The organism is Comamonas sp. BIGb0124 (genome assembly GCF_003752175.1).
Classification (GTDB): domain Bacteria; phylum Pseudomonadota; class Gammaproteobacteria; order Burkholderiales; family Burkholderiaceae_C; genus Comamonas_F.
Window position 1 is genome coordinate 204,617 of sequence record NZ_RJVF01000016.1, and the last position, 25,034, is coordinate 229,650.

Consider the following 25,034-nt stretch of genomic DNA (forward strand, 5'->3'; position numbering starts at 1 on the left):
GCAGCGTCAACCCATCTGAGGCTGCGCCTGGGCCGAAGCCGGCAGACCAAAGAATCGGTCGAAAACCAGGTTGAAAACAAACGTGTAGACCAGGAAAAAGGTGATCAGTCCCAGGTCGAGCACAAACGCGTGCCACAGCGAGACATCCAGCCACCAGGCGAACAGCGGCACCAGCATCACCACCAGCCCGGCCTCGAAACCCGCCGCATGGGCGATGCGCCGCCGGATGCCCCGGCCCTTGACGGTCTGGCGGGCCTCCCACCATTCGAAGGCGCTGTTGTAGGCCAGGTTCCAGAACACCGCAATGGCCGACGAGGCCACGGCGGCGACACCGGCATGGCTCGCCCCCTGGCCCGACAGCAGCGCCAGGCCCGTGGTGGTGATGGCGACGGCAATCAGTTCGTAAAACGTGACGTAGACGATTTTTCTCTTCAATCCTTGCATGACAACTTCTCGGTCGGTTCGTATGGGATGGACTATATGTGCTGAAGTCTGATATATAAAGTCATTAGATTTCAGTTTTATTGATAGATCATGGCCTTCTCGAGCGACAGTGTTCAGGTTTTCCTGGCCGTGCTGGATCACGGTTCCTTTTCCGCCGCCGCGCGGTCGCTGGGCCGTGTGCCCTCCGCCGTCAGCATGGCCATCGCCCAGCTCGAGGCCGAACTCGATCTCTCGCTGTTCGACCGCAGCGGGCGCGAGCCGCGCGCCACCGATGCGGCCCGCGCGCTGGAGCCGCAGGCCCGGCTGCTGGCCAGCCAGTTGCGTCAACTGCGGGCCCACGCGCTGTCCCTGCATCAGGGACTGGAACGTCGCCTGGCGCTGGCCATCGCGCCCGAGCTGATGTCGGCCGGCTGGGCGCCGCCGCTGGCCGTGCTGGCGCGCGAATTCCCCTCGCTCGAAGTGGAGGTCCTGTCGGCCCCTCAGGCCGACGCGCTGCGCCTGCTGCACGAGGGTGGCGTCGACCTGGCGCTGGTGTTCGAACGGGCCCACCTCGACGAACGCGAGGCCTTCCAGGGTCTGGGCAGCGAGATGCTGGTCGCCGTGCTGTCGCCCAGCCACGAATTGGCCGTGCAGGCCCGCGGCCAATTGCGTCTGGAGGATCTGATCGATGTGCGCCAGATCGTGGTCGCCAGCCGGGACGGCACCCACATCGACCCCCGGTTCGTCATTGCACGGCAGATCTGGCGTACCGACAGCCAACTGGCGGCTCTGGGGCTGGTGCAGTCCGGACTGGGCTGGACCTACCTGCCCCGGGCGCTGGTGCATCCGCTGGTGGCGGCCGGCAGCCTGGTGGAGATCGCCTTCGACAACGTCAGCAACCAGTTGCGGTTGTGGGTCGACATGGTGTGGTCGCGCGAGCGCCCGCTGGGGCTGGGCGCACAGCGCTACATCGCGCTCATGCGGCAGGTGCGGCCGAATCCGGCGGGCGATTGACGCCGGCGGGTGGGCGGTGTCCGGTTCCAGGTTCTATCATGGCGGCCTGATGACTCGCGATTCCTCTTCCCCGATACCCGCCATGACTGCCGATCCTTCATTGTCCGACCCGCTGGCCGCCGCCGGCCTCAGCCCGCGGGGTGCGCTGGTGCTGTTCTCCGGCGGCCAGGATTCGGCCACCTGCCTGGCCTGGGCCCTGTCCCGCTACGCCCGCGTCGAGACCCTGGCCTTCAACTACGGCCAGCGCCACCATGTCGAACTGCAGGTGCGCGTCGCTTTCCTGCAGCGCCTGCGCGAACAGTTTCCTCGATGGGCGGCGCGCCTGGGCGAGGACCACCTGCTCGATGCCCAGGTGCTGGGCCAGGTCAGCGAAACCGCGCTGACCCGCGACACCGCCATCGAGATGGCCGAGAGCGGGCTGCCCAACACCTTTGTGCCGGGACGCAACCTGCTGTTCCTCACGCTGGCGGCCGCGCTCGGCTATCGCCGGGGCCTGGACGTGATCGTGACGGGGGTGTGCGAGACGGATTTCTCGGGCTATCCCGACTGCCGCGACGACACCATGAAGGCCATGCAGGTGGCGCTGTCGCTGGGCATGGACCGGCGCCTGCTGATCGACACGCCGCTGATGTGGATCGACAAGGCCCAGACCTGGGCCCTGGCCGAGCGCCTGGGCGGCACCGGTCTGGTCGATCTCATCGTCGAAGACACCCACACCTGCTACCTGGGCGACCGCTCGCACCGCCACGCCTGGGGTTATGGCTGCGGCGCCTGCCCGGCGTGCGACCTGCGGGCCCAGGGCCACGCGCGCTACGCCGCGCACGCCGGCACCGCGTCGGCCCCCCAGGGCTGAAGTCCGGGGTCGTCCGGCGACGCGTCCCGCCCGGCTTGCTCAGCCCGCCGAGGCGCCCGACTTGCGCACCACCTCCGCCCAGCGCGGGATCTCCTTGGCCATCAGCTCGGCCAGTTGCTCGGGTGTGCTGCCGACCAGCTCCATGCCCATGTCGCCGAGCTTGCTTCGCACGTCGGCTTGCTTGACGATGGCCGCGATTTCGCGCGACAGGCGTTCGACGATGGGGCGGGGCGTGTTCTTGGGCGCGTAGACCGCCTGCCAGGACGACATCTCGAAATCGGCGATGCCGGCTTCCTTCATGGTGGGCAGGTCGGGCGCCGCAGCCACCCGCTTGCCGGTCGTGACGGCCAGCAGCTTGAGCTTGCCGGCCTGGACCAACGGGCGTGCGGCGGTCAACTGGTCGAACATGAAAGGCACCAGTCCGGCCGATACGTCGAGCATGGCGGGCGGCGTGCCCTTGTACGGCACGTGCGTGAGCGGCACGCCGATGATGCCGGCAAACAGCTCGCCCGCCAGATGGGTGGAGGTGCCTGCGCCCGAACTCGCGAAAGTGCGTTTGTTGGGATCGCGCTTGAGCAGTTCGACCAGTTCCTGCACGGTGTTCACGCCCAGGGCCGGGTCGACGATGAGCACGTTGGGCAGGAAGGCCACCAGCGACACCGGTTCGAAATCCTTGACCGGGTCGTAGCTGAGGTTCTTGTACAGGCTGGCGTTGATGGCGTGCGTGCTGATGGTGCCGCCGAACAGCGTGTAGCCGTCCGGCTTGGCCTTGGCGACATAGCTGGCACCCACTGCACCGGCGGCGCCGGGCTTGTTGTCCACCACCACGGGCTGGCCCAGGGGGCCGGCGAGCTTTTCGGCCAGCACGCGGCCCACCACATCGGTCGAGCCGCCCGGCGTGAAGGGCACCACGTAGTTGATGGCCTTGCTGGGCCAGGTGTCCTGGGCCCACGACAGGGTCCCCGCCAGCGCGGCCGCTGCGGCGCCCAGGGTGATCAGCGCGTGCCTGCGTGTGTGACTCATGACCGTCTCCAGTTGTTTGTTGTCTGACATCTAATTGTTGGAGCCGATCGGCAGCGCATGCGCTAGGGTATCCCCTTGAAAATGTCAAATTCCGCGGCGGGCATCGACCTGTCCATGGCCCTGATTCGTTGATACGATCCTGTATGACAACAGATGAGACCTGTTGCGAGACAAGCGCTTCCCGCGCCTCAACAACTCCAGAAGGACGACCGTGAAAGTCAAACGTATCAAAGTCACGCCGATCGCATTCAAGGATGCACCGCTGCTCAATGCCAGCGGCATCCACGAGCCCTATGCGCTGCGTTCCATCATCGAAGTCGAGAGCGACGACGGCTTTGTCGGACTCGGCGAGAGCTATGGCGACGCGCCTGTGCTGTCGGTGCTGCAGGCGCTCGAGCCCAGCCTGGTCGGCCTCGATCCCTTTGATCTCAACGGTCTGCGCCAACGCGTGAAATCCGCCGTTGCCGCCCTGCCGCAGGTGGCCGCCGGCGCCGAACTGGCCCCGGGCTCGCACCCCAGCAAGCAGGTGGCCAACGCGTATTCCGCCTTCGAAGTGGCCTTCCTCGACCTGCAGGCCCGGTCGCTGGGCATGCCGCTGGTGACCTTGCTGGGTGGTGCGGTGCGTCCTGAAGTGCCCTTCAGTGCCTACCTGTTCTTCAAGTACGCGCAGCACATCGACACCCCCTATCCGCCGGACCGCTGGGGCGAGGCCATCAGCGCCGAGCAGATCGTGGCTCAGGCGCGCCGCATGATCGATGAAAACGGCTTCAAGAGCATCAAGCTCAAGGCCGGTGCGCTCGAGCCCGAGCATGAAGTCGCCTGCATCCAGGCTCTCAAGGCCGCGTTTCCGAACACGCCGCTGCGCATCGATCCCAACGGCAACTGGTCGCTCGAAACCGCCGTGCGCATGGCCGGCCTGCTCGAAGGCTGCCTCGAGTACTACGAAGACCCCACCCCCGGACTCGAGGGCATGGCCGAGCTGCACCGCCGCACCGGCCTGCCGCTGGCCACCAACATGGTGGTCACCGATTTCGACGAGTTCCGCCGCTCGGTGCCGCAGGACAGCGTGCAGATCGTGCTCTCGGATCACCACTATTGGGGTGGCCTGCGCGACACCCAGGCGCTGGCGCGCATGTGCGACACCTTCGGGCTGGGCATCTCCATGCACTCCAACTCGCACCTCGGCATCAGCCTCATGGCCATGACCCATGTCGCCGCTTCCGTGCCCAACCTGGGTTACGCCTGCGACACCCATTACCCGTGGCAGGAGGCGGACGAGGAAGTGATCGTCGGCGGCAAGCTGCCCATCGTCGACGGCAATGTGCGCATCGATTTCAGCAAGCCGGGCTTGGGCGTCGAGCTCGACCAGGCGCAACTGGCGAAGCTGCACGACCAGTTCCTGGCGATCGACATCCGCAGCCGCGACGACGCCCGCCAGATGCGCAAGTACAAGCCCGAGTGGAAGACCGTCAAGCCGCGGTTCTGAACGGCAAAGCACCGGCCAAGGGCCACGGTCCCGCGCGACAAAATCCCGCGCGACAAAAAAGCGTTTGCACCGGAGACGCCCGGACGGGCCCGGTCCGGCTCAGCCGGCCGTTTCGTCCTTGAAGCTCGGTGCGGCCACCCGCGCCAGGAAGAGGGCCAGCGCCGGATTCTCGTGCGCCTGGCGCCAGGCGACATGGATTTCGGCATGCATCGCCGGGCGGCCGTTGGCCTGCCGCAGCGGCCGGAAGACCACGCCGTCGAACTGCAGTTCGCGTGCCGAATCCGGCACGATGCCCACGCCGATGCCCGCGCGCACCAGGGCCACCAGCGTATGCGTCTGGCTGGCGTTCTGGACCACCCGGGGCGCCACGCCCGCCAGGCTCAGCGCGCCCGAGACCCGTTCGTGGAAATACCGGCTGGCCGTGGAGGAATAGGCGACCAGCCGTTGGCCGTCCAGGGCCTGCAGCGACACGCTGGCGTCTTCGGCCAGCGGGCTGTCGTGCGGCAGGGCCAGCACCATGGGTTCGCGTTCGACCAACTGACTCGCCAGCCCCTGGTGGCGCGGCACCTGCCGCGTCAGCACCACATCCAGTTCGGCTGCCACCAGCGCACGCGCCAGTTCGGTCGAGACCATCTCCTGCAGATCGATCGATACGCCCGGCAGCAGAGAGGCGGCGCGTTTGACCCAGGCCGGCATGAGCCGGTAGGCCGCCACCGCCGTGAAGCCCAGGCGCAGATGGCCGTCCGCACCGCTCGACGAGCGCTGAGCGGCCTGCACCGCATGCTGTGCACTGGCCAGCAGATGACGTGCATCGCGCAGAAAGCTGCGGCCTGCCACCGTGAGGTGCACGACCCGGCTGCTGCGTTCGAACAGGGCCACTCCCATGTGCTGTTCCAGTTGCTGGATCTGGCGGCTGAGCGGCGGCTGCGTCATGTGCAGGCGCGCGGCTGCACGGCCGAAGTGCAGTTCCTCGGCCACGGTCACAAAACACGCCAGTTGACGCAAATCCATTGATGCCAATCTGATATTGATCAATGCTATTTATAGCTTGAATGAGCATGGATGCAAGCCCGTTTTTATACTGATCCGCAAGCTGCGAAGCCGATGAGCCTCGGGCGGGACATGCGGGGGTCCCCAGCGGACTGCCGACAGATCGATAACGACGGAGACAAAAAATGCAGACAACGAAACAAAGCGCCATGCAGCGTTCGCGCCGGACATGGCTGACGCAGACCTCGGCGCTGGGCTTGACGGCCCTGGCCGCCGCCGCCGGCCTGCCCGGCCTGGCCCGGGCCCAGGACAGCTTTCCCTCCCGCCCCATCACGCTGCTGGTGCCGTTTTCACCCGGAGGCGGCACCGACATCGCCGCCCGCCTGATGGCTTCCGAGCTGGGCGAGCGCCTGGGCCAGTCGGTCGTGGTCGACAACCGGGCCGGTGCAGCCGGCCAGATCGCTGCCGATGCGGTGGCGCGTGCCCGGCCCGACGGCTACACGCTGCTGTTCGCGAACTCCGGCATGCTGGCCATCAACCCCTGGCTCTACAAGCTGCAGAGCGATCCGGACCAGGCCTTTGCACCCGTCTCGATGTTTGCCGACCTGCCGTTCGCCTGGGTGATTTCGCCCAAGATTCCGGCCAACACCGTCGACGAGTTCATCAAGCTGGCGCGTGCCCAGCCCGGCAAGTACACCTTTGCCAGTTCAGGCAGTGGCGGTGCGCCCCACCTGGCCGGCGAGATCTTCCAGCATGCGACCGGCCTGGAGCTCGTGCATGTGCCCTACAAGGGCGGCGGCCCCGCCATGGCCGACCTGATGGCCGGTCATGTCGACATGCTGTTTGCCTCGGTGCTCGAAACCGTGTCGTATGTGAAGTCGGGCAAACTGAGGGCCCTGGCCGTCACCGGCCCGGCCCGCTCGCCGGTGCTGCCCGACGTTCCCACGCTCACCGAAGCCGGTGTGAAGAATGCCGACTCCGGCTCGTGGACCGCCGTGATGGCGCCGGCCGGAACGCCCCAGGCCGTGGTCGACAAACTCTCCGCCGCGATTCGCGAAGTGGCCGACAAACCGTCGGTGCGCGACAAGCTGGTGGGGCAGGGCGCCGTGGCCCACGGCTCGACGCCCGATGCGCTGCGGCAGATCGCGCAGCGTGATCGTGAACGTTATGGCACCATCATCCGCGAGCGCAAGCTGCGCGCCGAGTGATGGGTTTGCGTGCGGCCGTGCGGTGGCTTGCGGACACCGCCGCCGCGCTTTTTTTCTTCGATGTTCCCCGTGGCATGGGTCCACGGGGATTTGTTTTTTTGATCAGGATATCCATTGACCATGACTGCCAAGCCGTCCCCCGAATCCACTGCCTCGATCGACCTGCTCATGGCCGGCCCCCTGCTGCCCGGTCTCATGGCCGACATCGAAAGCCGTTACCGCGTTCACCGCTGGTGGGAAATCAAGGATCAGGCGGCCTTTCTGGAAACCCAGGGCCCGGCCATCCGCGGCATCGTCACCAGTGGCCGCTTCGGTGCCGACAAGGCCCTCATCGAGAGCCTGCCTGCGCTGGAAACCATCGTCAGCTTCGGCGTGGGCTACGACCCGATCGACATCGCCACCGCGCAGGCCCGCAACGTGGCCGTCAGCAACACCCCGGGCGTGCTCGATGACTGCGTCGCCGACACGGCGCTCGCGCTGATGCTGGCGGCCTCGCGCCGCATTGTCGAGGCCGATCGCTTCGTGCGGGCCGGCCGCTGGCCGAACGAAGGTTTCGGCCTGGGCCGCAAGATCGGCGGCAAACGCTGCGGCGTGGTCGGCCTGGGCAACATCGGCCTGCAGATCGCACGCCGGGCCGAAGCCTTCGGCATGGACATCGCCTACTACAACCGCCGCCAGCGCAGCGACGTGCCGGCGAACTACGCCTATCACGCCGATGTGCTGAGCCTGGCGCAGGCCAGCGACTACCTCGTGCTGGCCGTGCCCGGCGGTGCACAGACCCGCCACATGATCGATGCGCCAGTGCTCGAGGCGCTGGGCCCGCAGGGCTTTCTGATCAACGTCGCCCGCGGCACCGTGGTCGACGAAACGGCATTGGTGAAGGCCTTGCAGGCCAAGACCATTGCCGGTGCCGGCCTCGACGTGTTCGAGTTCGAACCCCAGGTTCCGGCCGAACTGATGTCGCTGGACCAGGTGGTGATGCTGCCCCACATCGCCAGCGGCACGTTCGAGACCCGCAAGGCCATGGCCGACCTGGTCGTGGAGAACCTCGATGCCTGGTTCTCGCGCCGCGAGTTGCTGACGCGCGTGGTCTGACGGGACCGCCGGCCGGGCACCGTCCGGCCAACAAAAAACGCCAGCCGGCGTGAGCCGGCTGGCGTCTTGCGCAAGGAGCGCGAGGCACGAGGCCTCGCAGCGATCAGGCCGCTGCGTCCTTGAGTTTCTTGAGCACACGCGACTTCACGCGCACGCCGGCAGGCTTGGCGTCGAACCAGCGTTCCTGGCCCGTGAACGGATCCTTGCCGAAGCGCTTCTTCTTGGCCGCGACCTTCTGCACGTCGATCTTGAGCAGGCCGGGCAGCGTGAACGAGCCGGCGCCCTTCTTGTTGATCGAGGCCACGATGGTCTCTTCGAGGGCGGCGAACACGGCCTTGGCGGCCTTGGGTTCGACCTGTGCCTGGGCGGCCAGGTGGCTCACGAGCGCGGCCTTGGTGAAGCTGCTCTTGATGGGCTTGAGCGCGGCGGGCTTGGCGGCTGCTGCGGGCTTGGCAGCGGCGGCCTTGGGTGCAGCAGCCTTGGCTGCCTTGACCGGCTTGGCGGCCTTCACGGCGGCGGGTGCTGCAGCGGGTGCTGCGGCGGCCTTGACGGCCTTGGCAGGCTTGGCCACCTTGGCGGGTGCCGCTGCCTTGGCAGGCGCTGCAGCCTTGGTTGCCTTGGCGGGAGCCGCAGCCTTCACGGCCTTGGGAGCGGCTGCCGGTGCAACTGCGGGTGCTGCAGCCTTGGCGGTTTTCTTGGCCGGTGCAGCCGTGGTTGCGGGGGCCTTCTTGGCAGCGGCAGCCTTGGCAGGCGCCGTCACGGTCTTTTTAGCAGTTGCCATGGATCGTTCCAAACTTTGAATGTATCGTTGTGTGTAGCGTGCCGGGCCAGCCGAGCCTGCATGCAGGGGCTGGCGACGGTTGCACGAAGCTGCATTCTAGGCGCTGAGCAGCGCCGCGTGAAGCGCAAGGCGCGTTCAGGATGTGCTCCGTAAATTGAGTCGCACCTCGTTGGATTGCCGTGCAAGTTCCTGCCAGCATTGAAAAATGAACCCTGGCTACCGGTCGATCGATGCACGGACACTGGAAAACAAGGGGTTTTTGTATCGACAGACCCTCGGGCCGCCTCAGCCGTCGCGCAGTGCGAGCGCCAGGGCGTGCAGGCCGGGCAGGGTCAGGGGGTCGGTGTAGCGGCTGGCTGCCAACGGGTGGGCGGCGTAGCGGGCCACCACCATTTCGGCTGCGGGATCGATGTAGAGGTTCTGCCCGAAGATGCCGCGTCCCATGAAGGCACCGTGCGCATTGTGCGTCAGCCACCACTGGTTGTGATACGAACCGCCTTCGATCAGCGTGTAGGCGGGACTGTTGGCGAACAGCAGGCGATCGCCGCCGCGCCGGACCTCGGCCACCACCTCCGGTGCCAGGACCTGCCTGCCGCCGAAATGCCCGTCGCAGCGCATGGCCTCGCCGAAGCGGGCGAGATCACGCAGGCTGGTGCACAGGCCGCCGCCGCCGGCTTCGGCGCCGTGGTCGTCGAGCATCACGTAGGCATCGTGTTCGGCACCCAGCGGCTGCCACAGTTTCTGGCTGACGAGATCGGCCATGCGGATGCCGGTCGCGCGGGCCGCCACCCAGGCCAGCACCTCGCTGTTGACCGTCTTGTACTCGAACGCGGCCCCATGCTCGCCCTGCTTGCGGAAGGTGCGCAGCGAGGCATAGAAACCCATCGGGCCTGCATAGCCGGGCGGACGCGGGCGCATGCGTCCGGCCAGCGCGTGGCGCCAGACCTCGGCTTCGGCATTGTTGTAGTCCTCCGAATAGGCGACGCCCACCGTCATGTCCAGCAGGTGCTGCAGCGTGGCGTCCTCCCAGGCGCTGCCCGCGAGTTCGGGAACGTAATGGCCGGCCGTGGCCGTCAGCGACAGCACGCCTTCGTGAGCCAGCTGCGCGACCACCATGCCGAACACGGACTTGGTGATCGACATGGCCAGGTGCTGCCGTTCGGGCCGCAGCTCGCCCGCATACTGTTCGTGCACGACGTGTCCGCGGTGCAGCACCAGCAGCCCGTCGGTATAGGCCTGCCGCACCATCTGCGCACAGTCTGCCGGCCGGCCGAACAGATCCGTGTAGCGCACCTGGGCCAGATCCAACCGGGGCAGCACACCGGTTGCGCGAGGGCCGGACGACGCCGTCTGCGGCTGCGCGGGCAGGGCGCTGGGCGTGCCGCCGCCGCGCCACACGCCTGCCGTGGGCATCAGTTCCCGCACGTGCGAGAACGTCCACCGGTTCCAGGGCGCCGCCAGCATGCGGTCCTGTTCGAAGCGGACCATCGCGTCGGGCCGGGGCGGAAAACCCTGCATCATGCCCAGCGCCTGCGGCGTGCTGGCCTCGGGTTCGCCCAGCCCGGCCAGCGCCTGCTCGACCTCGTCCCTCAATGCCTGCAGCGTCGTTTGCATGGTGTGCCGGTCCGTGCTCAGTAGCTGTACACGCCGTGCCGGGTCTTGCGGCCCAGGCGGCCCGCCGCCACATACTCCCGCAGCAGCGGGCAGGGACGGTACTTGCTGTCGCCGAACTCCTCCAGGTACACCTCCATCACCGACAGGCAGACGTCCAGACCGATCAGATCGGCCAGGGCCAGCGGCCCGATCGGCTGGTTGGTGCCCAGCTTCATGCCTTCGTCGATGTCCTCGGCCGTGGCCACGCCTTCGGCCAGGACAAAGAAGGCCTCGTTGATCATCGGCACCAGAATGCGGTTGACCACGAAACCCGGTGCGTTGCGTACGCTGATGGGCGTCTTGCCCACCCGTTCGGCCAGCGATCGGACGGCGTCGTGCGTGGCGTCGCTGGTCTGCAGGCCGCGAATCACCTCGACCAGGGCCATCATCGGCACCGGATTGAAGAAGTGCATGCCGATGAACCGATCGGCTCGGCCGGTGGCCGCCGCCAGCCGGGTGATCGAGATCGACGAGGTGTTCGAAGCCAGGATGACATCGGGCCCCACCCGCTCGTCGACCTGCTGCAGGATCTTGAGCTTGAGCGCCAGGTTTTCCGTGGCGGCCTCGATCACCAGTTGCGCGGTGTCCAGCAGGGCGTAGTCGATGCCCGTGCGAATGCGGGCCAGGGCCGCGGTCTTGTCGGCTTCGGTGAGCTTGTCCTTCTTGATCAGCCGGTCGAAGCTGCCGGCGATCGAGGCCAGGCCCTTGGCCGTGGCCTGTTCGGAGATGTCCACCATCACGACATCCAGGCCGGCGGCGGCACAGGCCTGTGCGATGCCGTTGCCCATGGTGCCGGCGCCGATGATGCCGACGGTCTGGATGGATGCGGTCGAGGTCATGAAACGAGTCCTTTCGAATGGGCTGGTGCAGTCGGCGGCCGCCGGCTGGCTCTGCTGCATTATGGGATGTGCGGCGTGATGCCGTGTGTGTCCGGCCTGCCGGATCCTGGCGTCGCGAAGTCGGCCGACCCCCGTCCAGTGCCGGCACCATGCGGGTGCGGTCTTGCACGAGGGTCGGCTTTTTCCCCGGTCGGCGATGCCGGGAGACTCGCCTGCGGCTTGCGCCGGCCTAGCGGAACAGCTTGCCCGGGTCTTCTTCGTCTGCGGCGCTGCCGCCCTGAGTCGGGTCGGAGGACGGTTCGCCGCCATAGATGTCGGCGCCGTAGCCGCCTGCGCCATCGCTGCCGCTCGCACCGTAGTCCGGAGCGACGTTGATATCGATGACACCCGCTGGCGCATTGGCCGTATCGCCCTTGTAATGCATGACCAGGCCGGGGAAGGCCATCACGGCCGCCACCATGGCCAGTTGGATGACGATGAACGGCACCGAGCCCCAGTAGATCTGCGAGGTCTTGACTGCCGCAGTGAGTTTGCCGGTGACCTTGTCGATGTAGTCCTTCTTGGGGGCCACCGAACGCAGGTAGAACAGGGCGAAGCCGAAGGGCGGGTGCATGAACGAGGTCTGCATGTTGACCGCCAGCAGAACGCCGAACCAGATCAGATCGATGCCCATCTTGTCGGCCACGGGGCCGAGCAGCGGAACGATGATGAAGGCCAGTTCGAAGAAGTCCAGGAAAAAGGCCAGCACGAAGGTCAGGATGCTGACCACGATCAGGAATCCCAACTGGCCACCTGGCAGGTCGATCAGCAGATGCTCGACCCACAGGTCGCCGTTGACGCCGCGGAACGTCAGCGCAAACACCGTCGAGCCCACCAGGATGAACACCACAAAACACGAGAGCTTGGTGGTCGTGTCCATGGCCTGCTTGAGCAGCGACAGCGTCAGGCGACGTCGCATGAGCGCCATCACGATCGCGCCGACCGCACCCATTGCCCCGCCCTCCGTGGGCGTGGCCACGCCGATGAAGATCGTGCCCAGCACCAGGAAGATCAACGCCAGCGGGGGAATCATCACAAACGTGACCCGCTCGGCCAGTTGCGAGAGCAGTCCCAGCTTGAAGATCCGGTTGACGATGGCGATGACAAACGCCGTCAGGCCCCAGATCAGCATGGTCAGAACGATGCGCTCGTCCACGGGCGCCGTCTCGGGCTCGATCCAGTCGCCGACGAGGTAGGCGCTGACGGCCGCCAACACCATCAGCACCAGCAGCGAGCGGCCGCCGCGCGTGCCGTTGGGTTCATGGAAGGCACGGGCCTCCGGCGGCAGGGCGGGTGCGCTGTTGGGCTTGATCAGCGTCATCACGATCACGTAGACGATGTAGGCGCCGGCCAGGATGAAGCCCGGCAGGATGGCACCGCGGTACATGTCGCCGATCGATCGGCCGAGCTGATCGGCCAGGATGATGAGCACCAGCGAGGGCGGGATGATCTGCGACAGCGTGCCGGACGCCGCGATGATGCCCGACGCAAGACGGCGGTCGTAGCCGTAGCGCAGCATGATGGGCAGCGAGATCAGCCCCATCGAGATGACCGAAGCCGAGACCACGCCGGTCGTGGCCGCCAGCATGGCGCCCACCAGCACGACGGCGATGGCCAGGCCGCCCTTGATCGAACCGAAGAGTTGTCCGATGGTCTCGAGCAGATCCTCGGCCATGCCCGATCGCTCGAGGACCAGGCCCATCAGCGTGAAGAAGGGAATGGCCAGCAGCGTGTCGTTGGCGATGATGCCGAAGACCCGCTGCGGCAGGGCCTGGAAGAGTGCGGGCGACAGCAGTCCCAGTTCGATGCCCACCAGGGCATACAGGATGCCGTTGGCGGCCAGCGCAAAGGCGACCGGGAAACCCAGCAGCAGGAACGCCACCAGGGTGGCGAACATGATCGGGGCGAGATTGGAGGCAAGGAATTCCATGGTCTTCAACCCTCCTGACCGCGCACGGCCTTGTGGGTGTGCAGTTGGGCTTCGCGGGCCTGCGCTTCGCGCGCGATTTCCTGCGCCAGCAGTTCCTCGCTGGTCGGGCCGTCATCCTTCGAGGTCGGGTCGGGGCACTGGCCCAGCAGGAAACCGACGCACTTGATGAGGTGAGAGACACCCGCCAGCACCAGCAGCGCAAAGCCCACCGGGATCAGCAGCTTGACCGGCCAGCGCACCAGGCCGCCGGTATTGGACGACTGTTCGTTGTTGACCCAGGCGTCCATGAAGACGGGCCAGGACAGCCACATGATGAGCAGGCAGGCGGGCATCAGGAAAAACAGGACACCGAAGATCTCGATGAGCGTCTGAGTGCGGCGCGAGAGCCTGGACGAGAGGATGTCCACGCGGACGTGCTCGTTGCGCAGCAGCGTATAGCCGGCCGCCAGCAGGAAGATCGCGCCGAACAGGTACCACTGCAGTTCGAGCCAGGCATTGGAACTGCTGTGGAACACTTTGCGAACCACCGCGTTGCCGGCACTGATAAGCACCACGATCAGCGTGAGCCAGGTCACGAGGCTGCCGATGCACGTGTTGATGGCATCGATCAGCCGGGATAGGGCAAGGAGGGCTTTCATGATCAATTGAGGCAGGGGCGCTTGCGAGGGCGCCGTTCAGGAATGGAAGGAGACTGTGCGACGGCCGCCCACGTGCAGGCGCCCCACGCATCGACGGGGGATGGCGTGGGGCGACGGCGGTGTGTGGGCGAAGGCTGCTGCAGTCAGCGTTTGATCGTGGTGCCCATGTAGCTGTCGTAGCTGCCTTCGGCGACGCGGAACCAGGGCAGTTCGTTGTCGCGGAAGGCGACCATGCTGTCGTAGATCTTCTTGAACTCGGGGCTGGCCGCGCTCATTTCGGCATAGAGCTTGTTGGCTTCGGCGTAGCAGGCGTCGAGAACCGGCTTTGGGAATGCCTTGAGTTGCGCGCCTTGCGAAATCAGACGGCGCAACGCTGCCGGGTTTTCGGCATCGTACTTGGCGATCATGTCGTTGGTTGCCGCAGCCGAGGCCTGCGAAAGCGCAGCCTGGTAATGCTTGGGCAGCTTGTTGTAGGCGTCTGCGTTGATGTAGGCCGAGACTTGCAGCGTGCCTTCCCACCAGCCGGGGAAGTAGTAATTGCGGGCCACCTTGTTGAAGCCCAGTTTCTCGTCGTCGTACGGACCGATCCATTCGGCCGCATCGATCGTGCCTTTTTCAAGGGCGGGGTAGATATCGCCGCCGGCGATCTGTTGCGGCACCACGCCCAGGCGCGAGAGCACGGCCCCCGCAAAGGCGCTGACCCGGAACTTCAGGCCCTTGAGGTCTTCGACGGTCTTGATCTCGTTGCGGAACCAGCCGCCCATCTGCGTGCCGGTGTAGCCGCAGGGGAAGTTGACGATGTTGTATTTCTTGAAGAGCTCGCGCGTGAGCTTGAGACCGTCGCCATGGCGCATCCAGGCATTCATCTGCCGGGTGTTCAGGCCGAAGGGCACGGCGGCATCGAAGCTCAGGGCGGGGTCCTTGCCGTAATAGTAGTAGGACGCCGAGTGGCCGCATTCCACGGTGCCGTTCTGCACGGCGTCGAGCACTTGCAGCGCCGGCACGATTTCGCCGGCAGGGAAGACACGGATGTTGAATTTGCCGCCCGTGGCTTCGTTCAGGTACTTGCCGAAGTTCTCGCCGCCGGAGTAGATCGCATCGGCGCTGCGCGGAAAACTCGATGCCAGGCGCCAATTGATGGTGGGGGACTCTTGGGCGATGGCGGGAGCGGCGAGTACCGCGCCGCCGGCGGCGACGGCGCCGACCGAGCTTTTCTGGAGGAAGGAACGACGATGCACAGTGTGTCTCCGTGATGGGCCTGTCGGCCACGTGTTGAAGGCTGCCTGCGGATGGCCGGCCGCCCGATACCGGAGCGGCCGGTTGGCCGCCTCCGTGTTTCCTCTTGGGCCAGTGGGCTGCGAGTGCCCACGGCGTGTCGATTCGTAACCTGTTGTACCTGCACGAATCGTATGCCGACCCGCCCTCTTTGCGTGCTCGGTGCTTACCCTTGCGCGGCCTCACATCCGACAGGGCGACTTGCCTGTCTGGGATAAGAGTGCACGGCCTATGATGCGGGCTGTGGCCCGATGCCACATCCGGCCCGTGCCGCCTGACGAACCGATTCCTGTCCTGCCATGAACATCCTGCCTGCCATCGCCGATCAAGCCCCGGTGCTGACCGCCATCCGCCGTGACCTCCATGCCCACCCCGAACTGGGTTTCGAAGAGGTGCGGACCTCCGGGCTCATCGCCGACAAACTCACGCAGTGGGGCATTCCCATCCACCGCGGCCTGGGCAAGACCGGTGTGGTCGGGACCATCCGCGGCCGGCTCGGATCGTCGACGCGCGCCATCGGCCTGCGTGCCGACATCGACGCCTTGCCGATGGCCGAGCACAACACCTTTGCGCATGCCAGCCGCCACCCCGGAAAGATGCATGCCTGCGGCCACGACGGCCACACCACCATGCTGCTGGGCGCTGCCCAGTACCTCGCCGCCACCCGCAATTTCGACGGCCTCGTGCATGTCATCTTCCAGCCGGCCGAAGAGTTCGGCGGCGGCGGCCAGGTCATGATCCGCGACGGACTGTTCGAGAAGTTTCCGGTCGAAGCGGTGTTCGGCATGCACAACATGCCCGGGATTCCGGAAGGCACGGTGGCCGCCTCGCCCGGCCCCATCCTGGCCTCGAACACCGAATTCAAGGCCGTCATCCGCGGCAAGGGCGGGCATGCCGCCATGCCCCATCTGGCCATCGATCCCATCGCCGTGGCCAGCCAGATGATGCAGGCCTTCCAGACCATCATCAGCCGCAACCGCAAGCCGCTGGAAGCCGCCGTCATCTCGGTGACCACCATCCATGCCGGGGACTCCTTCAACATCATCCCCGAGACCTGCGAGCTCACCGGGACCGTGCGGGCCTACACCCGCGAGACGCTCGACATGATCGAACGCCGCATGGGCGAGGTGGCCGAGTACACCGCCGCCGCCTACGGCGCACGCTGCGACTTCCAGTTCAACCGCCTTTATCCGGCCACCGTCAACCATGCCTACGAGACGGCCTTCGCGCGCGAGGTGCTGGTCGAGTTGCTGGGCGCCGAGCGCGTGGTGGCCCAGGCCCCCATCATGGCCGCCGAGGATTTCAGCTTCATGCTCGAAGCCGTGCCCGGCAGCTACTGCTTCATCGGCAATGGCGACGGCAGCCACCGCGACGTCGGCCACGGCGACGGTCCCTGCAACGTGCACAACGGCAGCTACGACTTCAACGATGCCCTGCTGCCGCTGGGGGCGAGTTTCCTGTCCCGCCTGGCCGAGCGCTGGCTGGACCGGCCCTTGCCGTCCGTCCGCTGAACCGGCCGGACCCCATGGTGGGCCGGTTGAGGCCGTCTTCGGCGAAAATACGGCATCCGGCGCCTTTCCTGCACAGGGGCGCCGCCTTCCAGACCCTCATTCCTTTCCCATGACCACACTTGGAACCCCCCTGTCCGCCCACGCCACCAAAGTCATGCTGCTGGGCAGCGGCGAACTCGGCAAGGAAGTGCTGATCGCCTTGCAGCGCCTGGGCGTCGAGACCATCGCCGTCGACCGTTACGAGAACGCACCGGGCCAGCAGGTCGCGCACCATGCGCGCACCATCACCATGAGCGATCCGGAGCAGCTCCGGGCCCTCATCGAGCAGGAGCGCCCTCATCTGGTGGTGCCCGAGATCGAGGCCATTGCCACGCCCATGCTCGAGTCGCTCGAGGCCGCCGGTACCGTGCGTGTCATCCCGACCGCACGCGCCGCCCGCCTGACCATGGACCGTGAAGGCATCCGCCGGCTGGCCGCAGAAACGCTGGGCCTCGCCACCAGCCCCTACCGGTTCTGCGATTCGCTGGACGAACTGCAGGCCGCCATCGACGGCGGCATCGGTTATCCCTGCGTCGTCAAGCCCGTGATGAGCAGCTCAGGCAAGGGCCAGAGCAAGATCGACGGACCGGCCGACGTACAGGCCGCCTGGGACTACGCCATGGCCGGCGGCCGCGTCAGCAAGGGCCGGGTCATCGTCGAAGGTTTCATCGATTTCGACTACGAGATCACCCTGCTGACGGTGCGCGCCAAGGGACCGGACGGCCAGACCGAAACGCACTTCTGCGAGCCGATCGGCCACAAGCAGGTCGCCGGCGATTACGTCGAAAGCTGGCAGCCCCAGCGCATGAGCCCGCTGGCGCTGCAGCGCGCCCGTGACATTGCCCAGTCCGTGACGAGCGATCTCGGCGGACAGGGTCTCTTCGGTGTGGAATTGTTCGTCAAGGGCGACTCGGTGTGGTTCAGCGAGGTCAGCCCGCGCCCGCACGACACCGGCCTCGTCACGCTCGCCACGCAGAACCAGAGCGAGTTCGAACTGCACGCCCGTGCCATCCTCGGCCTGCCGGTCGACACCGGCCTGCGCACGCCCGGTGCCAGTGCCGTGATCTACGGCGGTCTCGAGGGCAGCGGGCTGGTGTTCGACGGCGTGGACGAGGCATTGCGTGTGCCACGGACCGACATCCGCCTGTTCGGCAAACCCGAGAGTTTCGTCAAGCGACGCATGGGCGTCGTCGTCGCCCACGATCAAGACGTCGAAGTGGCCTTGGCCAACGCCAAGCTGGCCGCTTCCAAGGTCACCCCGCGTCTGCCCTGATCGCGCCGGAGGAGGGCAGCGAGATCCTCGCCAGGATCAGCGGTTGTCCTGACGGCGACCCACTTCGTTGCCGATCAGCGCACCGGCTGCTGCGCCGCCGACGGTACCGACTGCACCGCCGAAGACGGCATTGCCGGCTACGCCGCCCAGAACGGCACCTGCACCGGTACCGATTTGCTGGCTGCTGGGATTGGTGCCACAACCTGTCAGGGCGATGAGCGCCGCTGCGGCTGTACTGGCAAGAAAGGCTGTCTTTTTCATGGTGAACCTCATCAAAAGGATGTGTGTCTCTATTGGACATCAAGCCTCGAAATCGTTCACCTGCAAACTGTAGGACGCTGCCGCGCGCCAGGGGGCCTTTCGGCGCGAGCGCCTGAAAGACAGGTCCACGCGGACCGGGGGTGGCGGTCCCGGCCTGCAATCCCGCCGTTCTGCAGGCCCGGCGCATCCGGCAGGCATCCGGTGTTTCAGCGGCCCTTGCGAGCGCGCGGTTTTGTTTTCAGACGCGTGGACTGAACGGGCGTCGGGATCACGACAATGGCCCGGGACGCCGATGGCTCCGGCGGCGGGGGCACGTCGACGATGTTGGCCACCGGCTTGTCCTGCTGTGCATGGGCCTTGGCAAAGGTCAGGATCACCTCGCGCACCACCTTGCGTTGCGCCAGGGGCAATTGCAGGAAGGCATCGAACGTCTCGCGCTCCAGATAACCGACGCCCTGATCCCAGCGCTGCCGGGATTCGCGGACGCTGCGGCGCACGGCCTCGCCGAAACGCAGCACCTCGGGTTCGATGTGCAGAAGGCTGGCCAGCACGACCAGTTTGTCCTGCCCCGGAATGGCTTCTCCGCGCAGCCAGCGCGAGACCGCCTGGAAGGTCACGGAGCGTCCCCAGTAGTGAACATTGAACTGCTGGAGGAGGATGCTGGGCCGAGGCTCCATTCCCGCCGCCACCATGGCCTCCCGCAATCGCTGGGCAAATTCGAGCTTGTTATCCATGGCTTGAAACTAATTTCGGCCCGTCGAATGTTTAAACATTGTGTTGAAAATATCTTTCACTTGTCGGTTGCGTGATTCAATGGCCAATGCGTCTTCCAAGCGTCCCAAAAACCTCCGCGCCGGACACTTCGCTGCTGGCCTTGCTGCCCGAAATCCTGGCCAAAGCCCGGCTGGTAGCCCGGCAGGCACTGCGCGACGCGCTCGCCATGCGGTCCGTGCTGGGGCCGCTCCCGGTTGCCCGCGACAGCTTTTCGGCGCCGCATTCGCCTGACGATCCTTTACGATTCCAGAGTCCGCCGGCGCGGGCCTGCATCGACCTCCAGGCCAACACGCTGGTCCAGGGCGACAACCTTCCAGCCATGGCCGCTTTGCTCGGCGGGCCCGACGGCGGACCCTCGTGGCGCGGCCGTGTCGACCTGATCTACGCCGATCCCCCCTTTGCCAGCCAGGCCCGTTACCACGCCCGCAAACCGGGCGACGCCCGCGCTCAGCCGGCCTTTCGCGACACCTGGCGGTCGCTGGCCGACTACCTCGCCATGCTGGCACCCCGACTGGTGCTCATGCACGACCTGCTGGCTCGCAGCGGATCGCTTTACATGCATCTCGACCCCTCGGCCGGCCACTACGTCAAGGTGCTGCTCGATGCCATCTTTGGCGGCGGCAACTTCCAGCGCGAGATCGTCTGGCGCATCGGTTGGGTCTCCGGTTTCAAATCGGCTGCCAACAACTGGATCCGCAACCACGACACCATCTACCACTACGTTCGCCACCGGCCGGCGCAGGTCTTCAACAAACAGTACATCCCCTATCCATCCGAGTACCGGCGGCGCGACGGCCAGCGTCCGAGCGGCCCCGGGTATCCGATCGAAGACACCTGGAACTGTTCGCCGCTCGATCGCATGGACTCCATCCAGCTCATGAGCTTCTCGCAAGAGAAACGGGGCTACGACACCCAGAAGAACGAGAACCTGATGGCCCGCATCATCTCCGCCTCCAGCCACCCAGGGCAGCTCGTGGCCGACCTGTTCGGCGGCTCCGGCACCACGGCGGCCGTGGCCGATCGGCTGGGCCGCCGGTGGATCAGCGTGGATTGCGGCGATGCCGCCTGCCGCATCGCCCGGCAGCGCCTGACCGATCAGGGCGCTGTCTATGGCGAAGCGCGGGTCCTCACTGGAACGCGACCTCTGCAAAACTCCGCAGCTTGCGGCTGTGCAGTTTGTCCGGGCCCTGTTCGCGCAGGATCTCCAGCGCCCGGATGCCGATGCGCAGATGCTGGTTCACCCGCTCCCGGTAGAAATGATTGGCCATCCCCGGCAGCTTGATCTCGCCGTGCAGCGGTTTGTCGCTCACGCACAGCAAGGTTCCGTAGGGCACACGGAAACGGAAGCCGTTGGCGGCGATGGTGGCGCTTTCCATGTCCAGTGCCACCGCGCGGCTTTGCGAAAAACGCTGTTCCGGTCCGGGGTAGGGCAGCAGTTCCCAGTTGCGGTTGTCGGTGCTGGCAACGGTGCCGGTGCGCAGCACCCGCTTGAGGTCGCTGCGCGGCAACTGCGTCACATCGGCCACGGCTTGTTCCAGCGCCACCTGAATTTCAGCCAGTGCCGGAATGGGCACCCACAGGGGCAGTTCCTCGTCGAGCACATGGTCTTCGCGCACATAGGCATGAGCCAGCACGTAGTCGCCCAGTTCCTGCGTATTGCGCAGGCCGGCGCAGTGACCCAGCATCAGCCAGGCGTGCGGGCGCAGCACGGCGATGTGGTCGGTGATCGTCTTGGCATTGGCCGGACCCACGCCGATGTTGACCATGGTGATGCCCGTGTGGTCGGTCCGCATCAGGTGGTAGGCCGGCATCTGCGGCAGGCGGGGCGGCGCCGTGCCCAGGCTGTCGCGCGGCTCGGCGGGCAGTCCGGTGCGGCGCGTCACCACATTGCCCGGCTCCACGAATGCCACGAACTCGCTGTCCGGATCGGCCATCGCCTCGTGACCCTGGCGCACGAACTCGTCGATGTAGAACTGGTAGTTCGTGAACAGCACGAAATTCTGGAAATGCTCGGGAGCCGTGCCGGTGTAGTGGCGCAGCCGCTGCAGCGAGTAATCCACCCGTTGCGCCGGAAACAGCGACAGCGGCCCCGGATGGCCCGCCGGCGGTGCCCAGGTGCCGTTGGCGATGCCGTCGTCCATGGCCGCCAGATCGGGCAGGTCGAACACGTCGCGCATCTGCTGGCGCCGTTGCACGCTCAGGCTGCCCTCGATGTGGTCGTTGTCGGCAAACGAAAAATGCACGGGGATGGGTTGGGTGCTGGTGCCGATTTCCAGCCGCACGTTGTCCTGGCTGCCGTGGTTGAGCAGCAGCAGGCGGAACTGCTCGCGGTAGTAGGCGGCGAACAGGTCGGGACGCGTCAGCGTGGTTTCGAACACACCCGGTCCGGCCACAAACCCGAACGAAAGCGTCGAGGCTTCGTGGGCACCCGTGCGGGTCTGGATGCGCACGAAGGGATAAAACGCCCTGACGTGCCGGGCCTGCAGGCTACCCGCGACAAACTGCTGCAAGGCCTGGCGCAGGTGCGCGATGCCGCGGTCGTAGATCAGCTGCGCCTGGGCCAGCGCCAGGTCGGGATCGGTGAATGAGGCGGGGCCGATGAAATCGGGAGTATGGGCTGCCATGGTTTTCCTCGTTGTTGTTGCTGCGTGATCGTGCGGTTCGGTCCAATCGATTCGATTGTGCGTTCCGGCTCATGTGTTGCGTATGTCAGTTCGTTCGGCGCAAGCCCGATCGCATCAGGACTGGCGGCTGGGCTCGCGCAGCGACACGAGTTCCTCCGCGACCGTGGGATGCAGTCCCACGGTGTCGTCGAAATCGGCCTTGGTGGCGCCCGCATTCATGGCGACCGCAAACCCCTGCACGATCTCTGCCGCGTCTTCCGACACGATATGCAGGCCGACCACCTGATCGCTGGCTCGGTCGACCACCAGCTTGACCAGCGTCGAAGGGGCCTGGCCGCTCAGTGCATGCTTGAGTCCCTTGAAATCGCTGCGGTAGACGTCGATGGCGTCAAAGGTCTGACGTGCCTTTTCTTCGCTGTACCCGATGCTGCCGACCGACGGGTGCGTGAACACGGCCGTGGGGGTGTACGTGTCATGCACCCGGCGTGGCGAACGCCGATGCGCCGGGCCGTAGAGGTGGTCGATGAGTTGCTGGGCCTCGGCGATCGCCACCGGCGTGAGCGGCTTGGCCGTGGCCACGTCGCCCAGTGCATAGACGCCTTCGGCCGGCGTGCGCAGATCGGCGTCGACCGGGATGCGGCCCTTCTCGTCGGTCGCGATCCCCGCTTCCGGCAGGGCGAGGCCTTCGGTGTTGGGCTGTCGCCCGGTGGCCAGCAGGACGGTATCGGCCGGCGTGCCGTGGGCGTGGCCGTGACTGTCTTGCCATTCGACGGTGGTGCGCCCGTCGTCTGCCGGCCGCAATGCGCCGACCTTGCTGTCCAGTTCCACACGGATGCCCTGGCGGCTCAGTTCGGCACGCAGGTGGTGTGCCGCTTCGGTGTCGAAGCCCTTGAGCAACTGGCCGCTGCGCTCCAGCAGCGTCACCTCGGCTCCCAGGCCCTGGAAGATGGACGCCATCTCGCAGGCGATGTAGCCCCCGCCCACGATGACCAGTTGGCGCGGAATGGCCGGCAAAGTGAACATGGCGTCCGAGTCCACGCCCCGCTCGGCGCCCGGCAGATCCGGCCGGCGTGGCCGGCTGCCCGTGGCGATCACGATGTGGCGGGCCTGGAACCGTTGTCCATCGACCTCGACCGTGCGCGGATCCACAAAACGGGCATGGCCGGCGACGAGCCGGACGCCGGCTTCCTCCAGCCGGCGGCGGTAGATGCCGCGCAGCCGCTCGATCTCCTGCGCGCGTGCCGACCGGAGGTGTGCCCAGTCGAAGGCGACGGGGCCTTGGAGCTGCCAGCCGTAGCCAGGTGCCTCGTCGAATGCGTGGGCATACGAGGCCGCGTAGTGCAGCAGTTTTTTGGGGACGCAACCGACATTGACGCATGTGCCGCCCATGTGGGCCTGTTCGACCAGGGCCACCCGTTTGCCCCGCAGGGCGGCCAGACGGGCGGCCCGCACACCCCCGCTGCCGCCCCCGATGACCAGCATGTCGAGGAAATCAGTGTCGGAACCGGTGTCGGTTGTCATGCGGCTGCTCCTTGTGCGCGGGCCGTGCGGAAGGAGTGCACGGCATCCGGACGTGCGACCGGGGCGTGGCCATCGCCCGGGAAAGGCGAGGCCGGATGGCCCGGCTGTCGTCATGCTCTCTTTATAGCGTGTTGCGATGGGCCTGCCGGCTTGGCAGGAGTAGGAAAGGCACTTGCATTGCAACGATGCAGCACCAGAAGCCTCGGGGCGAACAGGGGGATGCGTGGCGTGGCGAACCCTGGCTTGCGCGCGCACAATAGGCGCATGACGCAATCTTCCTCGACCCCGAATTCCGACGACAGCCCACGTCCCGCCTCCGGTTACGAAGGCGACATCAGCCCCCTGCTGGCCTGGCAATGGGTGCAGGCCGGCCAGGCCGTGCTGGTCGACGTACGCAGCGATGCCGAACGCGCCTGGGTGGGCAGCGTGCCCGGTGCCCAGGCCGTGGCCTGGAAACAGTGGCCGGGCATGGCGCCCAACACGTCGTTCGACGAAGAACTGCAGGCCTGTGTGCCCCCGGGCGGAACCGTGGTCCTGCTCTGCCGCAGCGGCGTTCGCTCCGTGGCCGCAGCCCAGCGCGCGACCCAGCTGGGCCTGAAGGCCTACAACATCCTCGAAGGCTTCGAGGGCGACCGCGACGCCGAACTGCACCGCGGAACGCTGGGCGGCTGGCGCGCACGTGGCCTGCCGTGGGAACAGTCCTGAGCCTTCGGAACGACCTCACGCCATCATGGCGTGAAACCCTCGGGAACCCCATTCAGGTGCCAGGACTTGACCATAATCGCGGCGAGGAGGCCTCGTTATGACTTTTCTGGCAATCGATATCGGCAACACCCGTCTCAAGTGGACTTTGTACGATGCGCCCCGTGTGGGGGCCACGCTGCTGGCGCACGGCGCCCAGTTTCTGGAAAACATCGACAAACTGGCCGAGAACGAATGGCAGTCGTTGCCTGCGCCCAGCCTGATGCTGGGCTGCAACGTCGCGGGCGAGGCCGTGCGGTACCGCATCGAGGAGCAACTCGAACTCTGGGACATCCAGCCGACCTGGGTCTATTCCAGTACCGAAGAGGCCGGCCTGACCAACGGCTACGACCATCCCACCCGCCTGGGCTCCGACCGCTGGGTCGCCATGGTGGGGGCCTATCGGCGCATGCTGCGCGCGGTGGCCGAGGGCGCGCCGGCACGGCCGGTCGTGCTGGTCATGGTCGGCACGGCCGTCACCGTCGAAGCCATCGATCCGCAAGGACGCTTCCTGGGCGGCTTCATCCTGCCGGGTCACGGCATGATGCTGCGGGCCCTCGAATCCGGCACCGCCGGGTTGCGTGTTCCCACCGGCGAAGTGGTGCCGTTTCCCACCAACACCAGCGACGGGCTGACTTCGGGGGGCACCTATGCCATCGCGGGCGCCGTCTATCGCATGACCGAACACCTGCGCGCGACTTGCCAGTGCGAACCCCTGCTCTATATGACAGGCGGTGCCGGCTGGAAGATGTTGCCCCACATGAGCGGACAGTTCGAGCTGGTCGAAAGCCTGATCTTCGACGGCCTGCTCGAGATCGCCCAGCAGCGCTTCGGTCTTGCCGGATCCTGATCGCCGGGCGCTTGTTTCGGCGGATGCGCCGCTCCTCTGTCTACTGTCTATATAGGGAGGGCTGGAATGCCCGGTCCCAGTCCCGCAGCCAGGACCTTGCCTTGCTCACATTTCCTCAAATAATTGGCGTCGATCGGGATAGCGCGGTTTTTCCATGCCATAATTCGCCTCCCTTCAACGCAAGGCTGCTCTT

General features: G+C 66.3%; 22 protein-coding genes and 1 pseudogene. 10 read left to right on the forward strand and 13 right to left on the reverse strand.

Annotation, left to right across the window (positions count from 1 at the left end; all coding sequences use genetic code 11):
* Window positions 1–6: 6 nt before the first annotated feature.
* Complete coding sequence (locus EC845_RS21880) at window positions 7–444, reverse strand: PACE efflux transporter (protein ID WP_123300574.1); 438 nt, start codon at window positions 442–444, stop codon at window positions 7–9.
* Between the two features lie 90 nt (window positions 445–534).
* On the opposite strand from EC845_RS21880, the gene EC845_RS21885 reads away from it, so the two are divergent.
* Window positions 535–1,437, forward strand: coding sequence for a LysR family transcriptional regulator (locus tag EC845_RS21885; protein ID WP_123300576.1), 903 nt, complete (start codon window positions 535–537; stop codon window positions 1,435–1,437).
* An 82-nt stretch (window positions 1,438–1,519) separates the two neighbouring features.
* Entirely contained in the window at window positions 1,520–2,290 is a 771-nt protein-coding gene (gene queC, locus EC845_RS21890; RefSeq protein WP_123300578.1) for a 7-cyano-7-deazaguanine synthase QueC, read from the forward strand.
* Between the two features lie 39 nt (window positions 2,291–2,329).
* Here queC and EC845_RS21895 read toward each other — a convergent pair whose 3' ends face one another.
* Window positions 2,330–3,313 carry a tripartite tricarboxylate transporter substrate binding protein gene (locus tag EC845_RS21895; RefSeq protein ID WP_123300580.1) on the reverse strand — a complete coding sequence of 328 codons (984 nt, stop codon included), beginning with the start codon at window positions 3,311–3,313 and terminating at the stop codon, window positions 2,330–2,332.
* A 211-nt stretch (window positions 3,314–3,524) separates the two neighbouring features.
* Here EC845_RS21895 and EC845_RS21900 point away from each other — a divergent pair, with 211 nt between their 5' ends.
* The gene (locus tag EC845_RS21900; protein ID WP_123300640.1) at window positions 3,525–4,799 is read left to right on the forward strand and encodes a glucarate dehydratase family protein; all 1,275 of its coding nucleotides are present in this window, start codon (window positions 3,525–3,527) and stop codon (window positions 4,797–4,799) included.
* Window positions 4,800–4,898: 99 nt separating this feature from the next.
* On the opposite strand, the gene EC845_RS21905 is transcribed toward EC845_RS21900, so the two are convergent.
* Window positions 4,899–5,810, reverse strand: coding sequence for a LysR family transcriptional regulator (locus EC845_RS21905; RefSeq protein WP_123300582.1), 912 nt, complete (start codon window positions 5,808–5,810; stop codon window positions 4,899–4,901).
* 188 nt (window positions 5,811–5,998) lie between these two features.
* Here EC845_RS21905 and EC845_RS21910 point away from each other — a divergent pair, with 188 nt between their 5' ends.
* Window positions 5,999–6,997, forward strand: a complete 999-nt coding sequence (locus EC845_RS21910) for a tripartite tricarboxylate transporter substrate binding protein (RefSeq protein WP_123300584.1) — start codon at window positions 5,999–6,001, stop codon at window positions 6,995–6,997.
* Window positions 6,998–7,117: 120 nt separating this feature from the next.
* On the forward strand, window positions 7,118–8,092 hold the full coding sequence (locus EC845_RS21915) for a 2-hydroxyacid dehydrogenase (protein WP_123300642.1): 975 nt from the start codon (window positions 7,118–7,120) through the stop codon (window positions 8,090–8,092).
* Window positions 8,093–8,195: 103 nt separating this feature from the next.
* Here EC845_RS21915 and EC845_RS22710 read toward each other — a convergent pair whose 3' ends face one another.
* The 6 genes from EC845_RS22710 to EC845_RS21945 all read right to left on the reverse strand — a co-directional run bounded on the left by EC845_RS22710 (window position 8,196) and on the right by EC845_RS21945 (window position 15,210).
* Window positions 8,196–8,663: an HU family DNA-binding protein gene (locus EC845_RS22710; protein ID WP_123300645.1), complete on the reverse strand. Its 468-nt coding sequence runs from the start codon at window positions 8,661–8,663 to the stop codon at window positions 8,196–8,198.
* 495 nt (window positions 8,664–9,158) lie between these two features.
* Window positions 9,159–10,487 carry a serine hydrolase gene (locus EC845_RS21925; RefSeq protein ID WP_123300586.1) on the reverse strand — a complete coding sequence of 443 codons (1,329 nt, stop codon included), beginning with the start codon at window positions 10,485–10,487 and terminating at the stop codon, window positions 9,159–9,161.
* 17 nt (window positions 10,488–10,504) lie between these two features.
* Window positions 10,505–11,704, reverse strand: coding sequence for a 3-hydroxybutyryl-CoA dehydrogenase (locus EC845_RS21930; protein ID WP_370451371.1), 1,200 nt, complete (start codon window positions 11,702–11,704; stop codon window positions 10,505–10,507).
* Window positions 11,595–13,334 (reverse strand): TRAP transporter large permease subunit, encoded by a 1,740-nt coding sequence (locus EC845_RS21935; protein WP_123300588.1) that lies wholly within the window; start codon window positions 13,332–13,334, stop codon window positions 11,595–11,597. The genes EC845_RS21930 and EC845_RS21935 overlap by 110 nt, the downstream gene beginning before the upstream one ends.
* Before the next feature lie 5 nt (window positions 13,335–13,339).
* A complete protein-coding gene (locus EC845_RS21940; RefSeq protein ID WP_123300590.1) occupies window positions 13,340–13,972 on the reverse strand; it encodes a TRAP transporter small permease subunit in 633 nt (210 codons plus the stop codon).
* Window positions 13,973–14,115: 143 nt separating this feature from the next.
* Window positions 14,116–15,210 carry a TRAP transporter substrate-binding protein gene (locus EC845_RS21945; protein WP_123300592.1) on the reverse strand — a complete coding sequence of 365 codons (1,095 nt, stop codon included), beginning with the start codon at window positions 15,208–15,210 and terminating at the stop codon, window positions 14,116–14,118.
* A 336-nt stretch (window positions 15,211–15,546) separates the two neighbouring features.
* On the opposite strand from EC845_RS21945, the gene EC845_RS21950 reads away from it, so the two are divergent.
* Both EC845_RS21950 and purT read left to right on the forward strand, forming a co-directional pair.
* A complete protein-coding gene (locus tag EC845_RS21950; protein WP_123300594.1) occupies window positions 15,547–16,758 on the forward strand; it encodes a M20 aminoacylase family protein in 1,212 nt (403 codons plus the stop codon).
* A gap of 109 nt (window positions 16,759–16,867) precedes the next feature.
* A complete protein-coding gene (gene purT / locus EC845_RS21955) occupies window positions 16,868–18,070 on the forward strand; it encodes a formate-dependent phosphoribosylglycinamide formyltransferase (RefSeq protein ID WP_123300596.1) in 1,203 nt (400 codons plus the stop codon).
* 36 nt (window positions 18,071–18,106) lie between these two features.
* Here purT and EC845_RS21960 read toward each other — a convergent pair whose 3' ends face one another.
* The gene (locus tag EC845_RS21960; RefSeq protein WP_123300598.1) at window positions 18,107–18,331 is read right to left on the reverse strand and encodes a glycine zipper domain-containing protein; all 225 of its coding nucleotides are present in this window, start codon (window positions 18,329–18,331) and stop codon (window positions 18,107–18,109) included.
* 206 nt (window positions 18,332–18,537) lie between these two features.
* The gene (locus EC845_RS21965) at window positions 18,538–19,065 is read right to left on the reverse strand and encodes a transcriptional regulator (protein WP_233598221.1); all 528 of its coding nucleotides are present in this window, start codon (window positions 19,063–19,065) and stop codon (window positions 18,538–18,540) included.
* Window positions 19,066–19,424: 359 nt separating this feature from the next.
* Between EC845_RS21965 and EC845_RS22715 the strand changes: the two are divergent.
* A pseudogene (locus EC845_RS22715) lies at window positions 19,425–20,174 on the forward strand (DNA methyltransferase); the annotation flags it as partial.
* A 58-nt stretch (window positions 20,175–20,232) separates the two neighbouring features.
* Here the strand turns inward: EC845_RS22715 and EC845_RS21975 are convergent.
* Entirely contained in the window at window positions 20,233–21,729 is a 1,497-nt protein-coding gene (locus tag EC845_RS21975) for an AMP nucleosidase (RefSeq protein ID WP_123300602.1), read from the reverse strand.
* A gap of 114 nt (window positions 21,730–21,843) precedes the next feature.
* Window positions 21,844–23,250, reverse strand: a complete 1,407-nt coding sequence (gorA, locus tag EC845_RS21980; protein ID WP_123300604.1) for a glutathione-disulfide reductase — start codon at window positions 23,248–23,250, stop codon at window positions 21,844–21,846.
* Between the two features lie 264 nt (window positions 23,251–23,514).
* On the opposite strand from gorA, the gene EC845_RS21985 reads away from it, so the two are divergent.
* Window positions 23,515–23,955, forward strand: coding sequence for a rhodanese-like domain-containing protein (locus tag EC845_RS21985; RefSeq protein WP_123300606.1), 441 nt, complete (start codon window positions 23,515–23,517; stop codon window positions 23,953–23,955).
* A gap of 97 nt (window positions 23,956–24,052) precedes the next feature.
* Window positions 24,053–24,841, forward strand: a complete 789-nt coding sequence (locus EC845_RS21990) for a type III pantothenate kinase (RefSeq protein WP_123300608.1) — start codon at window positions 24,053–24,055, stop codon at window positions 24,839–24,841.
* The last annotated feature ends 193 nt before the right edge of the window (window positions 24,842–25,034 follow it).

Coding starts and splice junctions, on each gene's coding strand:
- EC845_RS21880 (WP_123300574.1), bottom strand. CDS start 444: ATGCAAGGATTGAAGAGAAAAATCGTCTACGTCACGTTTTACGAACTG.
- EC845_RS21885 (WP_123300576.1), top strand. CDS start 535: ATGGCCTTCTCGAGCGACAGTGTTCAGGTTTTCCTGGCCGTGCTGGAT.
- queC (WP_123300578.1), top strand. CDS start 1,520: ATGACTGCCGATCCTTCATTGTCCGACCCGCTGGCCGCCGCCGGCCTC.
- EC845_RS21895 (WP_123300580.1), bottom strand. CDS start 3,313: ATGAGTCACACACGCAGGCACGCGCTGATCACCCTGGGCGCCGCAGCG.
- EC845_RS21905 (WP_123300582.1), bottom strand. CDS start 5,810: ATGGATTTGCGTCAACTGGCGTGTTTTGTGACCGTGGCCGAGGAACTG.
- EC845_RS21910 (WP_123300584.1), top strand. CDS start 5,999: ATGCAGCGTTCGCGCCGGACATGGCTGACGCAGACCTCGGCGCTGGGC.
- EC845_RS21915 (WP_123300642.1), top strand. CDS start 7,118: ATGACTGCCAAGCCGTCCCCCGAATCCACTGCCTCGATCGACCTGCTC.
- EC845_RS21925 (WP_123300586.1), bottom strand. CDS start 10,487: ATGCAAACGACGCTGCAGGCATTGAGGGACGAGGTCGAGCAGGCGCTG.
- EC845_RS21930 (WP_370451371.1), bottom strand. CDS start 11,704: ATGGCGCAGGCGGCTACGGCGCCGACATCTATGGCGGCGAACCGTCCT.
- EC845_RS21935 (WP_123300588.1), bottom strand. CDS start 13,334: ATGGAATTCCTTGCCTCCAATCTCGCCCCGATCATGTTCGCCACCCTG.
- EC845_RS21940 (WP_123300590.1), bottom strand. CDS start 13,972: ATGAAAGCCCTCCTTGCCCTATCCCGGCTGATCGATGCCATCAACACG.
- EC845_RS21950 (WP_123300594.1), top strand. CDS start 15,547: ATGAACATCCTGCCTGCCATCGCCGATCAAGCCCCGGTGCTGACCGCC.
- purT (WP_123300596.1), top strand. CDS start 16,868: ATGACCACACTTGGAACCCCCCTGTCCGCCCACGCCACCAAAGTCATG.
- EC845_RS21960 (WP_123300598.1), bottom strand. CDS start 18,331: ATGAAAAAGACAGCCTTTCTTGCCAGTACAGCCGCAGCGGCGCTCATC.
- EC845_RS21965 (WP_233598221.1), bottom strand. CDS start 19,065: ATGGATAACAAGCTCGAATTTGCCCAGCGATTGCGGGAGGCCATGGTG.
- EC845_RS21975 (WP_123300602.1), bottom strand. CDS start 21,729: ATGGCAGCCCATACTCCCGATTTCATCGGCCCCGCCTCATTCACCGAT.
- gorA (WP_123300604.1), bottom strand. CDS start 23,250: ATGACAACCGACACCGGTTCCGACACTGATTTCCTCGACATGCTGGTC.
- EC845_RS21985 (WP_123300606.1), top strand. CDS start 23,515: ATGACGCAATCTTCCTCGACCCCGAATTCCGACGACAGCCCACGTCCC.
- EC845_RS21990 (WP_123300608.1), top strand. CDS start 24,053: ATGACTTTTCTGGCAATCGATATCGGCAACACCCGTCTCAAGTGGACT.